Origin of the sequence: Micromonospora sp. NPDC051296 (assembly GCF_040682255.1) — a bacterium.
Lineage (GTDB): Bacteria > Actinomycetota > Actinomycetes > Mycobacteriales > Micromonosporaceae > Micromonospora > Micromonospora craterilacus.
This window is the reverse complement of sequence record NZ_JBFBAO010000194.1, coordinates 1-12,982: the sequence shown is the minus strand read 5'-3', so window position 1 is coordinate 12,982 and position 12,982 is coordinate 1. Positions and strand designations below refer to the sequence as shown.

Here is a 12,982-nt window from a genome sequence, read left to right as displayed (position 1 = left end):
AGAGGAAGGGCCCCTTCCTAACGCTTCTTGTTCGGGTTGGTCAGCTGGTGGCGGTGTAGCCGCGGGTGGCGATCCAGTTGGCGAGGTTGTCGACGCTCATCCGGTAGGAGGCGGTGTTCGGGTTCGCCGAGTCGGCGATCGTGACGGTCTTCCCACCGTCGCGGTAGCCGACGATTCGGCCCCGTTGCGGTGATAGGTCACCTGGACCTGGTCACCGACCTTGCCGGCCTGGACGGCGCCGACCAGATCGTTCGAGTCGTTGATCACCTTGTCGCCGAACCGGGTGATCACGTCACCGCGCTGCAACCCGGCCCGCTCGGCGGCACTGCCCGCGGTGACCGCGTTGACCAGCGCACCCCCGTCGGGCGCGCCGCTCACGCTCACCCCCAGCGACGGGTGGCTGACCTTCTCGCCCCGCTGGAGCTTGTCCGCGACGTCCTTGGCCTTGTTGCTCGGGATCGCGAAGCCCACCCCGATGTTGCCGGTGTTGCCCTGACCCGAGGTGGCGATCGCGGTGTTGATGCCGATCACCTCGCCCCGGGTGTTGACCAGGGCCCCACCCGAGTTGCCGGGGTTGATCGGCGCGTCGGTCTGGAGCAGCCCCGAGATCGAGCTGACCGCCTGGCCGGGAAGCTGCTGACCGCTACCGGCCTGGATGGTGCGGTCCCGGGCGCTGAGGATGCCCGCGGTGACCGAGCCCTGCAGGCCGAGCGGGCTGCCCAGGGCGAGCACCTGGTCGCCGACCTGCATCGCGTCGCTGTCGCCGAAGGTGGCCGCCTTGAGGTCGCTCACCCCGCTCGCCTTCAGCACCGCCAGGTCGGTCTTCGGATCGGTGCCGACGACCTGGGCCTGGGCGCTGGTGCCGTCCGCGAAGATCACCCGGACGGTGTCGCCGCCCCCGGCGACCACGTGGTTGTTGGTCAGTACGTAGCCGTCGGCGCTGAGCACCACACCGGAGCCCTCGCCGCTTCCCGTGGTGATCGACACGACGCTGTCCTGCACCGACGCGGCGATGCGCGGCAGGTCGGCGCTGTCGATGATGGGAGCGGCGGAGTAGGTGCGGGTGACCCCGGTCCCGTCGCTCAGGGCGAGGGCGAGCGCCCCGCCGGCGACACCGCTGCCGAGCATCAAGGCGAACACCGCGACGCCGGCACCGACGATCTTGGCGGCCCGGCCGGGACGAGGCCCGCTGGACGGGGTGGGCGCCCACGGTGCCGGCTGCCCCGGGTAGCCGGCGGGCAGCCCGCCCGGGTGCCCCGGATACCCAGGGTGCCCGGCACCGGGCGTCCCCGCCGGGGTCGCGCCGGTCCAACCGGGCTGGCTCGGGTACCAGGGTGCTCCGGGGTGACGCGCGCCGGGCACGGTGTGCTGGTACGGCTGGTGGCCGGCCGGCGCCCAGGTGGGCTGGCCGGAGACCGGCTGTGCCGGCGGCGAGGTCGGCTGGCCGGAGACCGGCTGGGCCAGCTGCGAGGTCGGCTGGGCCGGCGGCGAGGTCGGCTGGCCGGAGACCGGCTGGGCCGGCGGCGAGCCGGCGACGGGCAGACCTGGCAGCGTCGGCTCACGGTCCTGCCAGCTGAAGACGGTGGCCGGCGCCTCGACGGGCGCGGTGGCCGGGGCCTCGACGGAGGCGGCGGCCGGGGCCTCGACGGAGGCGGCGGCCGGGGCCTCGACGGGAGCAGTGGCCGGGGCCTCGACGGCCCGGACCGGGATGGTCGGCTCCTCGGCGGTGGGATCGGCGCCGGTGCCGCCCGCCGGAACGGATGAGGAGTCGGACTGCGCGCGCTCGGCGCGGGACAGCTCGGGGTGCGACGGCTCGGCGTCGGTGGGGGCCGGCCGCCGCGGGTCGGACTCGTACTCGGTCATGTCCCTACCCTCCTCCATCGCTCTGCGACCCGCCTTAGACTGGCCTGAGCATTCGCTGAAAGTCACTCGTGCTCACTGTCGGTGGCCGGGGCGAGCGGCAACCGCACCCGGAAGGTGGCACCCCCACCCGGCGTCTCGGCCACCTCGACGGTGCCCTGGTGAACGGTCACCAGCGCGGCGACGATGGCCAAGCCGAGGCCGGTGCCGGTGTTCCCGCCGATCCGCCGGGTGCGCGAGGCGTCCGCCCGGTAGAAGCGCTCGAATACCCGTTCCGCCTGCTCGCCGGTAAGGCCCGGACCGGTGTCGGCCACCTCCACCACGGCCAGGTTGCCCGGTTCGGCCCGCAGCCGCAGCGTCACCGACGCCTCCGGCGGAGTGTGCCGCAACGCGTTGGTCATCAGGTTGCCGATCACCTGCCGCAGCCGCGCGTCGTCGCCCCGCACCACCAGCGGCCCGGAACCTGGCTCGATCTCCAACTCGATCCGCCGTTCCGGTGCCATCGCCCGGGCGGCCTCCAGGGCGTCGGCCGCCAGCACCGGCAGTTCCACCGGGGCGAGCGAGAGCGGTCGCTCGCGGTCCAGCCGGGCCAGCAGCAGCAGGTCCTCCACCAGCAGGCCCATCCGGGCCGCCTCGTCCTCGATCCGGCGCAGCAGGTCGGAGGTCTGCTCCGGGGCCCGAGCTGCGCCCTGCCGGTACAGCTCGGCGAAACCGCGGATGGTGGTCAGCGGCGTACGCAGCTCGTGCGAGGCGTCCGCGACGAACTGCCGCATCCGTTCCTCGGAGCGGCGGGCCCGGGCCTCGGAGGCTTTGGCCGACCCGGCGGCCTCCCGGGCCGCCGACTCGGCGGTCCGGGCCGCGGACTCCGAGGCCGCGCGGGCGGTGAAGGCCATCTCGATCTGGCTGAGCATCGCATTCAGGGCGCGGGAGAGCCGCCCCAGCTCCGAGGTGGGGCAGGGCTGCCCCTCCTCCGGGTCGGGCACCCGTCGGCTGAGGTCACCACCGGCGATGGCGGCGGCGGTACGTTCGATTTCCACCAGCGGCTTGAGGCTGGTCCGGACGATCGCCGCGCCGATCGAGGCGAGCAGGATCAGCACCGCCCCGCCGACCAGCAAATCGATCCAGATCAGCCGCTTGACCGCCAGTTCCACTTCGGTGAGCGGCTGGCCGATGGCCAGCACCTCGTTGCTCGCCAGCCGCGCGTAGTAGACCCGCCAGCGAGTTTGGCCATCGAGCGAGGTCACCGTACGGGGCGGGCCCACCCGCTCGGCGAAACCATCGAGGTCGCTCGGGAAGGGCGGCAACTGCGCTGGCTTCAGCGTGCGATCGTCGTAGCTCGGCCTACTCACCCCCCACTCGGGGTTGGCCAGCACCACGACGTAGTCGCTGGGCAGCATGGCTTCCACCCGGCCCTGGAGCAAGCTGGGAATCTTCGGCCCCAGCACCTGACTCGAACCGAGTAGCTGCCCGTCGATCTGGTCGACCAGGTAGCTGCGGAGGAAGAAGGTGGTGAGCGAGCTGATCACCAGCAGCGCGGCGGCGACCAGGGCCAGGACGGCCGCGACCAGCTTGATCCGCAGCGGGACTCCGCGCAGCCGGACCTTGCCCTGCTGTAACGGATTCACGCCGCCGGCTTGCGCAGCACGTAGCCGACCCCACGCAGGGTGTGGATAAGCCGGGGCTCGGTGGTGTCGACCTTGCGCCGCAGGTACGAGATGTACGACTCGACGATGTTGTCGTCGCCCCGGAAGTCGTAGTTCCAGACGTGGTCGAGGATCTGCGCCTTGGACAGCACCCGGTTGGCGTTGAGCATCAGATAGCGCAGCAGCTTGAACTCGGTCGGCGAGAGCTGGACCCGCTGGCCGGCCCGGTAAACCTCGTGGGTCTCCTCGTCCAGCTCCAGGTCGGCGAAGGTGAGGCGGGCCGGGGCCTGCTCACCGCTGCTGGTGCGGCGCAGCACCGCCCGGATCCGGGCGGTCAGCTCCTCCAGGCTGAACGGCTTGGTGACGTAGTCGTCGCCGCCCAGGGTAAGGCCGCGGATCTTGTCGTCGGTGGCGTCCCGGGCGGTGAGGAAGACCACCGGGGTACGCGTGCCGCCCTCACGCAACATCCGGATCACCTCGAAGCCGTCGAGATCCGGCAGCATCACGTCGAGGACCACCAGGTCGGGCCGGTGGTCCCGGGCCGCGCTGAGCGCGGCGCTGCCGCTGGTGGCGGTGGCCACGTCGAAGCCCGCGAAGCGCAGACTCGCGGAGAGCAGTTCGAGGATGTTGGGATCGTCCTCGACGACGAGTAGTCGCGCCTCGGTCTGGGTAGCCGCCATGCCGCCCATCATCCGCGCAATCGCTGCGCTCACGCTGGGCGGATACTGAAAAAACCCTGTGAGCGGGCGCACCGTGTTGATCAGGCGGCCAGCGGCAGCTCTCGGCCGGGCACGCTGCCCGCGTCGGGACCCGGCCCGGCCGACGCCGGCCGGGCTTGCGGCCACGCCGGCACCGGTATCGCTGCCGGGCGTGACACCGCCGGTTCCGGCTCCGTCCGCGACGATACCGACGACGACGGTACGAGATGGACGACCGATTCGGCGACCCGGGCCAGCGTCCGGCGGTCGGCGGCGCGGCCCGGGTGCAGCGGCGCGGCGATCTCGACGGTGACCGCCAGATCCCGGACGGCGAGCACCCGGCGCACCGAGCGCAGCAGGGTTTCGTCGCCGACGAAGGCCGGGGCGGTGGTCGGCTCGCCGGTGACCCCGCACCGATAGCCGATCCGCAGCGGCACCACGGGTGCCCCGCTGTCGATGGCGGCCTGGAACATCGCCGGCCGGAATCCGGCGGGCGGGCGGCACCCGCCGCCCGCACCGCACCAGGTGGTCCCCTCGGGGAACACCGCGACCGACCGGTTGGCGCGCAACGCCGCCGCGACCCGCGCCACGGTGGCGGGCAGTGCGCGGGGGCGGGAGCGGTCCACGAAGACGGTGCCGGCCGCCCGGGCGAGCAGCCCGACCAGCGGCCAGCGGCCGACCTCGTGCTTGGCCACCAGCCGGGCCGGCGCGACCGCCAGCACCGCCAGGATGTCCCACCAGGAGACATGGTTGGCCACCAGCAGCGCGCGCCGCCGGGGCAGTCGGCCCCGCACCGTCAGGCGTACGCCACAGGCGCGCGCCGTCGCCCGCGCCCAGCCGCGCGTGGCGGCATGGCGCTCCTCCGTGGGCAGCAGCGGGAGCAACGCGGCCAGCCCGATCCCGAGCCCGAGCATGCCGAGCAGGGCGGCGGCCCGCCCCACCTGCCGGGCAACCGGCACCGCCGGGGACTGGCCGGGGAGCGGCAGACAGTCGGGCCCGCACCCGGAGATCGGTCGCCACAGCGGGTGCGCCAGCGTGGTCATGCCTGCTCGCCGAGGAAGTGCCGCAGGTAGCGGGGGTTCATTCGGTCCATGGAGAGCAGGACGTAGTAGTCGGCCACCCCGAAGTCCGGGTCGTACGACGGCTCGCCGCAGACCCAGGCACCGAGCCGGAGGTACCCGCGCAGCAGCGACGGGACCAGCTTGGCCGACCCCGCGACCGACTCGGTCGGGACACCGGGCTCGGCGAACCAGGGCCGCAGCGGGCGGACGCGCAGCGGCGGCGGCGCCAGGTGCCGGGCCCGAGCCTGGGCCCACACCTCTGCGGCGGCCAGGCCGCCGTCGGCCACCGGCACCGAGGCGCACCCGCCGAGCCAGCGCAGGCCACGCAGGTGCAGGTAGCGGGCGATACCGGCCCACATCAGGTTGATCACCGCACCGGTCCGGTGGTCGGGGTGCACGCACGAGCGGCCGGCCTCGACGAGTTGCCCGCGCAGCGGGTCGAGCGCGGCCAGGTCGAACTCGCCCTCGGCGTAGCGGCGGTTGGTCCGCCCCGGCGGGAGCAGGCGGTACGTTCCGACCACCTCGCCGGTGCTCTCCTGCCGCACCAGCAGGTGGTCGCAGTACGGATCGAAGGCGTCGCGGTCGAGGCCGGGCTCGCCCGGGGACACGGTCGCGCCCAGCTCACCGGCGAACACCCGATGGCGCAGGCGTTGGGCGGCCTCGACCTGGCGGGGGTCGTCGGCGATCGAGAGGGTGTAGCCGCTGGTCGTCAGGGATACGTCCGCGGCGGGCATAACGGCCATGCCCCTTGTGTAGCCCCCGTTGGGTTGCCGGCCCTGGTGGGCAGCGGTGTCGATCCGGTGAACGCCGGTCGGCGACCCGTGGCTGGCCACCCCCGGCGGCTGCCCCGCTGGCGGTGGCCGGACGGCGGCCGTGCGAGGCTGCCGGGGTGCCGGGTGAGGTGGCCGGCGCAGCGGGAGGAGTTTGATGATCATCGAGGCGCGCTTCAACGGGCCGGCCGGCTCGGGCAACGGCGGCTGGAGCGCCGGGGTCTTCGCCGGGGCCTACGGCGGGGACGGGCCGGTCGAGGTGACCCTGCGCAGGCCGCCGCCGCTGGACACCCCGCTGGCGCTGGTCGACGGGGAGGTGCGCGACCCGGCCGGTGAGGTGGTCGCGCAGTTGCGCCCGGCGCAGCCGCTCGACGAGGTGGTGCCGCCGGTCGACCTGGCTACCGCCCGAGCCGCCTCGGCGGCGTACCCCGGGTTGGTGGACCACCCGTTTCCGGGCTGCTATGTGTGCGGCCCGCAACGCACCGACGGCCTGCGGATCTTTCCCGGGCGGCTGCCGGACGGCCGGACGGCCGCGCCGGTGCGAGCGCCGGAGCAGGTCAGCGCCGCCACGGTCTGGGCCGCCCTGGACTGCCCCGGGGGCTGGGCGGTGATCGCGGCCGGCCGCCCGTACCTGCTCGGCCGGATCGCGGCTCTGGTCGAGGCGCTGCCCCGCCCGGGCGACGAGTGCGTGGTGACCGGCGCGGTGGTCGGCATCGAGGGGCGCAAGGCGCAGGTGCGCACCAGCCTCTACGGGCCGGACGGTGCCCTGCTCGGCCGCGCCCGGGCCACCTGGATCGCCGTCTGAGCACCATCGTCGATCGGGTCGTACCTGGGGATGAGGCGGCTCATGCCTGGGGTGGATCGCGATCTCCGGAGCGCGCCCGATTGATTTGCTTGACCACTACCGTCACGCTGTGCAACGGCGCACCCCGGCGCCAACGGGAGGAGAATGATGTCCGACGGGCAGCCACGCCCCACCAATGACGCGCAGATCGTGGTATCCGGCCTGAGCAAGCAGTACCGCAACGTCCTTGCGGTCAACAACCTGTCGTTCACGATCGAGCCGGGCCGGGTCACCGGCTTCCTCGGTCCGAACGGCGCGGGCAAAACCACCACCCTGCGTATGCTGCTGAACCTGGTCACCCCGAGCGCCGGAACGGCGACCATCGGTGGCCGCCGGTACCCCGACCTGACCGACCCGCTACGGCACGTCGGCGCGGTGCTGGAAGCGTCCAGCGCACACAAGGGGCGCACCGGCATCAACCACCTGCGGGTGATCTGCGCGGCGGCTGGGCTGCCCCGGCAGCGGGCCGACGAGGCGCTCGCCCTGGTCGGGCTGACCCCGGCGGCGAAGCGCAAGTTCAAGGGCTACTCGCTGGGCATGAAGCAGCGCCTCGGGATCGCCGCCGCGATGCTCGGCGACCCGCGGGTGCTCATCCTCGACGAGCCGGCCAACGGACTGGACCCGGAGGGCATCCGGTGGATGCGCGGGTTCCTGAAGGGCCTGGCCGCCGAGGGTCGTACGGTGCTGGTCTCCAGCCACCTGCTGTCGGAGATGCAGCTCCTGGCCGACGACGTGGTGATCATCGCGGCCGGGCAGCTGGTCCGGCAGGGCCCGGTCGACCAGGTGATCGGGTCGATGGCGCAGGGCGTCCGGGTCCGGGTCCGCACCCCGCGGGCGGACGCGCTGACCACGGCGCTGGCCGGCGGGCCGGCCACGGTGGAAACCGACGAGCAGGGCGCGCTCCTGATCGCCGGGGTGGACGCCCCGACGGTGGGCCGGGCGGCGCTGACCGCCGGCGTGGAGCTGCACGAGCTGACCACCGAACGACCCGACCTGGAACGCGTGTTCCTTGAGCTGACGGCCGGAAAGGCGGGCATTCGATGAGCAACCTGGTCCGCTCCGAACTGCTCAAGATCCGTACGACCAGCACCTGGTGGTGGCTGGCCATCGGGGCGTTCCTGTCGATCGCCCTGGCGTTCCCGTTCAACGCCTGGCTGGCCAACGAGACGCTCGGCGGCGGCGGTGAGGAGTTCGGCGTCACCGGCGACGCCGCCTCCGCTCCGGCACAGGCGGCGAACCTCTACACCTCGGGGCAGTACCTCGGGCTGATGTTCGTGATGCTCATCGGCATTCTGATGGTCACCAACGAGTTCTTCCACCAGACCGCGACCACCACCTTCCTGGCCACCCCGCGGCGCACCGCGGTGATCGTCAGCAAGCTGATCGCGGCGAGCCTGCTGGGCTTCTCCTTCTGGCTGGTGACCACGCTGATCGATTTGGGCGCCGGAGCCGCCTTCCTGAGCCTGAACGACCACGGCCACCTGCTCGGCGAGTGGGAGGTCCAGCGGGCGCTGCTGCTCAACCTGTTGGCGTACGCCATCTGGACCGTGCTCGGCGTGGGCATCGGCACCCTGATCACCAACCAGTTGGGCGCGGTGATCACCGCCTCGGTGCTCTACCTGATCGGTACGCAGGTGGTGGGCCTGCTCTTCCTGCTGCTGTCGAGCTGGCTGGACAACATGGCCGTGATCAAGTGGCAGGTGATCTGGCCGGCCGCCGCGTCCTCGATCATGATCACGCCCGGCGAGAACGAGATGCTGCCCGCCTGGTGGGTCGGCGCGCTCGTGCTGGTCGGGTACGCGCTGGTCAGCTGCGTCGTCGGCGTCCTGATCACCCGGCGCCGCGACATCTCCTGACGTTCACGGGCCGCAGGGCCCGGATCAGCGGCCGACGGGCCCGGTGCACCGGTGGAAGCCGGCGAACCGGGCCCGTCGGCCGTAGCAGTAAGCAACGGGACGCGCAGCGTTTACCGAACTTCTCGCACCTTCTGTGAATCTGACCACGCGTTGGAGGCGGAAATGCCTTGGCGATCAGTACGGCGTAGCCTGGGATCCGTCCTGTGCGCCCGTCCCGGCGCCGTGGGACACCGCGTGACACACAAACCCGCGTGAAAGAGGCGATTACCGGCCGTGTCGACCCAGCAGACTTCGCAGGAGAACCCACTGGCGGGTTTCGGCCCGAACGAGTGGGTCGTCGAGGAGATGTACCAGCGATACCTCGCCGACCCGACAAGCGTCGACCCGGCCTGGCACGACTTCTTCGCCGACTACCGGCCCGGTCCGGGCACCGCCCGCGCGGCCGAGGGTGACGGTGCCGGCCGACCGACCACCACCGCCGCGGCCGAGCCCGCCCCGGCAAAGGCCGAGCCGGCCGCGAAGACCGCGCCGGCGGCCAAGACCCCGCCGGCCGCCAAGGCCGCCCCCGCCAAGGCCGCGCCCCGCGCCGGCACCACGCCGGCCCCGGCGAAGGCCCAGCCGACCAAGGCCGAGCCGGCGAAGACCGCGCCGACGGCCCCGGGGCCGCAGACCACCCCACTGCGCGGCGTCGCCGCCAAGATCGTCCAGAACATGGGCGCCTCCCTGGCCGTGCCGACGGCGACCAGCGTGCGCGCCGTGCCGGCCAAGCTCCTGGTGGACAACCGCATCGTGATCAACAACCACCTCGCCCGGGGGCGCGGTGGCAAGGTCAGCTTCACCCATCTGGTCGGCTACGCGCTGGTCCGGGCGCTGGTCGCGCACCCGGAGATGAACAACTCCTTCGCCGAGGTCGACGGCAAGCCGGCGATGGTCCGCCCGCAGCACGTCAACCTGGGCATCGCCATCGACCTGGCCAAGCCCGACGGCAGCCGCAACCTGGTGGTCCCCTCCATCAAGGGCTGCGAGCAGATGGACTTCCGGCAGTTCTGGCAGGCGTACGAGGACGTCGTCCGGCGCGCCCGCCGCAACGAGCTGACCATGGAGGACTACTCAGGCACCACCATCTCGCTGACCAACCCCGGCGGCATCGGCACGGTGCACTCCATGCCGCGGCTGATGCAGGGCCAGAGCGCGATCATCGGCGTCGGCGCGATGGAGTACCCGGCGCCGTACCAGGGCATGAGCGAGGCCACCCTGGCGGAGCTGGCGGTCAGCAAGGTCATCACGCTGACCAGCACGTACGACCACCGGATCATCCAGGGCGCGCAGTCCGGCGAGTTCCTCAAGGTCATGCACGAGCTGCTGCTCGGCGAGCACGGCTTCTACGACCAGATCTTCACCTCGCTACGCATCCCGTACGAGCCGGTGCGCTGGATGCGCGACGTCGCGGTCGACAGCGAGGGCCAGATCAACAAGACCGCGCGGGTGCACGAGCTGATCCACTCGTACCGGGTACGCGGCCACCTGATGGCCGACACCGACCCGCTGGAGTTCAAGATCCGCAAGCACCCGGACCTGGACGTGCTCCAGCACGGGCTGACCCTGTGGGACCTGGACCGCACCTTCCCGGTGAACGGCTTCAACGGCCGGCAGCGGATGCGGCTGCGGGAGATCCTCGGCGTGCTGCGCGACTCGTACTGCCGGCGGGTCGGCATCGAGTACATGCACATCCAGGACCCGGCGGAGCGCCGCTGGATCCAGGAACGGGTCGAGCGCAAGTACGAGAAGCCGCCGGCCGACGAGCAGAAGCACGTGCTCAACCGGCTCAACGCGGCCGAGGCGTTCGAGACCTTCCTGCAGACGAAGTACGTCGGCCAGAAGCGCTTCTCGCTGGAGGGCGGCGAGTCGCTGATCCCGCTGCTCGGCGAGGTGCTGGAGGCCGCCGCCGAGGGCGATCTGGACGAGGTCGTCATCGGCATGGCCCACCGGGGCCGGCTCAACGTGCTGGCCAACATCGTCGGCAAGCCGTACGAGAAGATCTTCTCGGAGTTCGAGGGGCACCTGGACCCGCGCTCCACCCAGGGCTCGGGCGACGTGAAGTACCACCTCGGCCAAAACGGCAAGTTCACCACGCCCGGCGGTGACCACTCGGTCAAGGTCTCGGTGGTGGCGAACCCGTCGCACCTGGAGGCCGTCGACCCGGTGCTGGAGGGCATCGTGCGGGCCAAGCAGGACCGCATCGACCTCAAGCTGGAGGGCTACACCGTGCTGCCGCTGGCGGTGCACGGCGACGCCGCCTTCGCCGGTCAGGGCGTGGTGGCCGAGACGCTGAACCTCTCCCAGCTGCGCGGCTACCGCACCGGCGGGACGGTGCACGTCGTGGTCAACAACCAGGTCGGCTTCACCACCGCGCCGGAGTACTCCCGCTCCAGCCTCTACAGCACCGACGTGGCCCGGATGATCCAGGCGCCGATCTTCCACGTCAACGGCGACGACCCCGAGGCCGTCGTCCGGGTCGCCCGGCTGGCCTTCGAGTACCGGCAGACGTTCAACAAGGACGTCGTGATCGACATGGTCTGCTACCGGCGGCGCGGACACAACGAGGGCGACGACCCCTCGATGTCCAACCCCCAGATGTACAAGATCATCGACTCGAAGCGTTCGGTCCGCAAGCTCTACACCGAGGAGCTGATCGGGCGGGGTGACATCACCGTGGAGGACGCGGAGGAACTGCTGCGTGACTACCAGGCCCAGCTGGAGCGGGTGTTCAAGGCCACCCGCGACGCGGCCAGCACGCCGCGCCAGCTGAGCCGACCGTCCCGGCAGGACGAGCCGGAGCCGCTGGTGGAGACGGCGACCGGAGCGTCGGTCATCAAGGCCATCGGCGAGGCGCACGTCAGCCTGCCCGACGGTTTCACCCCGCACAAGCGGATCCAGCAGCTGCTCGACCGGCGGGCCCGGATGTCCGTCGAGGGCAACATCGACTGGGGCTTCGGCGAGATCATCGCCTTCGGCGCGCTGCTGCACGACGGGGTCACCGTCCGGCTTGCCGGGCAGGACTCGCGCCGCGGCACCTTCGTGCAGCGGCACGCCTCGATCGTCGACGCGGTGACCGGCGACGACTACCTGCCGTTGCAGTCGTTGACCGGCGACGGTGAGCGCTCTCGGTTCTTCGTGCACGACTCGCTGCTCTCCGAGTACGCCGCAATGGGCTTCGAGTACGGCTACTCGGTGGAGAACCTCGACGCGCTGGTCTGCTGGGAGGCGCAGTTCGGCGACTTCGTCAACGGCTCGCAGTCGGTGATCGACGAGTTCATCTCCTCCGGCGAGGTGAAGTGGGGCCAGCGCTCGGCGGTCACCCTGCTGCTGCCGCACGGCCACGAGGGGCAGGGCCCGGACCACACCTCCGGCCGCCCGGAGCGGTTCCTCCAGCTGTGCGCCGAGGACAACATGCGGGTCGCCATCCCGACCACCCCGGCGAACTACTTCCACCTGCTGCGTCGCCAGGCTCTCTCGTCGAAGCGCAAGCCGCTGGTGGTGTTCACGCCGAAGTCCCTGCTGCGGCACAAGCTCTGCGTCTCGTCGGTGGAGGACTTCACCACCGGCACCTTCTCCCCGGTGCTGGCCGACCAGGCCGCCCCGGCTCCGGAGCAGGTCAAGCGGGTGCTGTTCTGCTCGGGCAAGGTCTACTACGACCTGTTCCAGGCCCGGCAGGAGCGCGGCCTCACCGACACGGCGATCATCCGGCTGGAGCAGCTCTACCCGATGCCGGTGGCCGAGGTCCGGGCCGCCCTCGCGCAGTACCCGAACGCCGAGGACTTCGCCTGGGTGCAGGAGGAGCCGGCCAACCAGGGCGCCTGGTCGTTCGTCGCGCTCAACCTGCTGGAGCACCTCGACGGGGTCCGGTTGCGCCGCATCTCCCGCTCCGCCGCCGCCGCGCCGGCCGTCGGCTCGGCGAAGATGCACGAGGTCGAGCAGACCGCGCTCATCGAGGCGGCCCTCCCCCGCCCCTGACAAGATCCATCCCGGTCCCGTCCCACCCGAGGGTGGGGCGGGACCGGCGGGCTTTCACCGGGCACGCGCCGGTGAGGAAGTGAGCAGGCGAATGTACTTCACCGACCGGGGCATCGAGGAACTGGTCGAGCGGCGGGGCGACGAGCAGGTCAGCATGGAGTGGCTCGGCGAGCGGCTGCGCGACTTCGTCGACCTGAACCCTGAGTTCGAGACCCCGATCGAGCGATTCGCCACCT

Annotated in this window: 10 protein-coding genes; 5 read left to right on the top strand and 5 right to left on the bottom strand. The window is 71.9% G+C overall.

What is annotated here, in order from left to right; translation table 11 throughout:
- Positions 1–96: 96 nt before the first annotated feature.
- The 5 genes from AB0M52_RS20315 to AB0M52_RS20295 form a co-directional block, all read right to left on the bottom strand.
- Positions 97–1,863: a trypsin-like peptidase domain-containing protein gene (locus AB0M52_RS20315; protein ID WP_363955773.1), complete on the bottom strand. Its 1,767-nt coding sequence runs from the start codon at positions 1,861–1,863 to the stop codon at positions 97–99.
- Positions 1,864–1,925: 62 nt separating this feature from the next.
- Positions 1,926–3,485, bottom strand: a complete 1,560-nt coding sequence (locus AB0M52_RS20310) for a HAMP domain-containing sensor histidine kinase (protein WP_363955770.1) — start codon at positions 3,483–3,485, stop codon at positions 1,926–1,928.
- Positions 3,482–4,183: a response regulator transcription factor gene (locus AB0M52_RS20305; protein WP_111214285.1), complete on the bottom strand. Its 702-nt coding sequence runs from the start codon at positions 4,181–4,183 to the stop codon at positions 3,482–3,484. The genes AB0M52_RS20310 and AB0M52_RS20305 overlap by 4 nt, the downstream gene beginning before the upstream one ends.
- Before the next feature lie 80 nt (positions 4,184–4,263).
- Positions 4,264–5,244 carry a lysophospholipid acyltransferase family protein gene (locus tag AB0M52_RS20300; protein WP_363955767.1) on the bottom strand — a complete coding sequence of 327 codons (981 nt, stop codon included), beginning with the start codon at positions 5,242–5,244 and terminating at the stop codon, positions 4,264–4,266.
- Positions 5,241–6,005, bottom strand: coding sequence for a GNAT family N-acyltransferase (locus tag AB0M52_RS20295; RefSeq protein ID WP_363955764.1), 765 nt, complete (start codon positions 6,003–6,005; stop codon positions 5,241–5,243). Before AB0M52_RS20295 ends, AB0M52_RS20300 begins: the two co-directional genes overlap by 4 nt.
- A 184-nt stretch (positions 6,006–6,189) precedes the next feature.
- Here AB0M52_RS20295 and AB0M52_RS20290 point away from each other — a divergent pair, with 184 nt between their 5' ends.
- The 5 genes from AB0M52_RS20290 to AB0M52_RS20270 form a co-directional block, all read left to right on the top strand.
- Positions 6,190–6,837 carry a hypothetical protein gene (locus AB0M52_RS20290; protein ID WP_363955761.1) on the top strand — a complete coding sequence of 216 codons (648 nt, stop codon included), beginning with the start codon at positions 6,190–6,192 and terminating at the stop codon, positions 6,835–6,837.
- Positions 6,838–6,984: 147 nt separating this feature from the next.
- Positions 6,985–7,920 carry an ATP-binding cassette domain-containing protein gene (locus AB0M52_RS20285; protein WP_363955758.1) on the top strand — a complete coding sequence of 312 codons (936 nt, stop codon included), beginning with the start codon at positions 6,985–6,987 and terminating at the stop codon, positions 7,918–7,920.
- Positions 7,917–8,732 carry an ABC transporter permease gene (locus AB0M52_RS20280; RefSeq protein ID WP_363955755.1) on the top strand — a complete coding sequence of 272 codons (816 nt, stop codon included), beginning with the start codon at positions 7,917–7,919 and terminating at the stop codon, positions 8,730–8,732. Before AB0M52_RS20285 ends, AB0M52_RS20280 begins: the two co-directional genes overlap by 4 nt.
- 273 nt (positions 8,733–9,005) lie before the next feature.
- Positions 9,006–12,746 (top strand): multifunctional oxoglutarate decarboxylase/oxoglutarate dehydrogenase thiamine pyrophosphate-binding subunit/dihydrolipoyllysine-residue succinyltransferase subunit, encoded by a 3,741-nt coding sequence (locus AB0M52_RS20275; RefSeq protein WP_363955752.1) that lies wholly within the window; start codon positions 9,006–9,008, stop codon positions 12,744–12,746.
- A gap of 91 nt (positions 12,747–12,837) precedes the next feature.
- Positions 12,838–12,982 (top strand): DUF6104 family protein (locus tag AB0M52_RS20270; RefSeq protein ID WP_363955776.1); only part of this gene is annotated, 145 nt, incomplete at its 3' end.

Coding starts and splice junctions, on each gene's coding strand:
- AB0M52_RS20295 (WP_363955764.1), bottom strand. CDS start 6,005: ATGGCCGTTATGCCCGCCGCGGACGTATCCCTGACGACCAGCGGCTAC.
- AB0M52_RS20305 (WP_111214285.1), bottom strand. CDS start 4,183: ATGGCGGCTACCCAGACCGAGGCGCGACTACTCGTCGTCGAGGACGAT.
- AB0M52_RS20280 (WP_363955755.1), top strand. CDS start 7,917: ATGAGCAACCTGGTCCGCTCCGAACTGCTCAAGATCCGTACGACCAGC.
- AB0M52_RS20315 (WP_363955773.1), bottom strand. CDS start 1,863: ATGACCGAGTACGAGTCCGACCCGCGGCGGCCGGCCCCCACCGACGCC.
- AB0M52_RS20300 (WP_363955767.1), bottom strand. CDS start 5,244: ATGACCACGCTGGCGCACCCGCTGTGGCGACCGATCTCCGGGTGCGGG.
- AB0M52_RS20285 (WP_363955758.1), top strand. CDS start 6,985: ATGTCCGACGGGCAGCCACGCCCCACCAATGACGCGCAGATCGTGGTA.
- AB0M52_RS20290 (WP_363955761.1), top strand. CDS start 6,190: ATGATCATCGAGGCGCGCTTCAACGGGCCGGCCGGCTCGGGCAACGGC.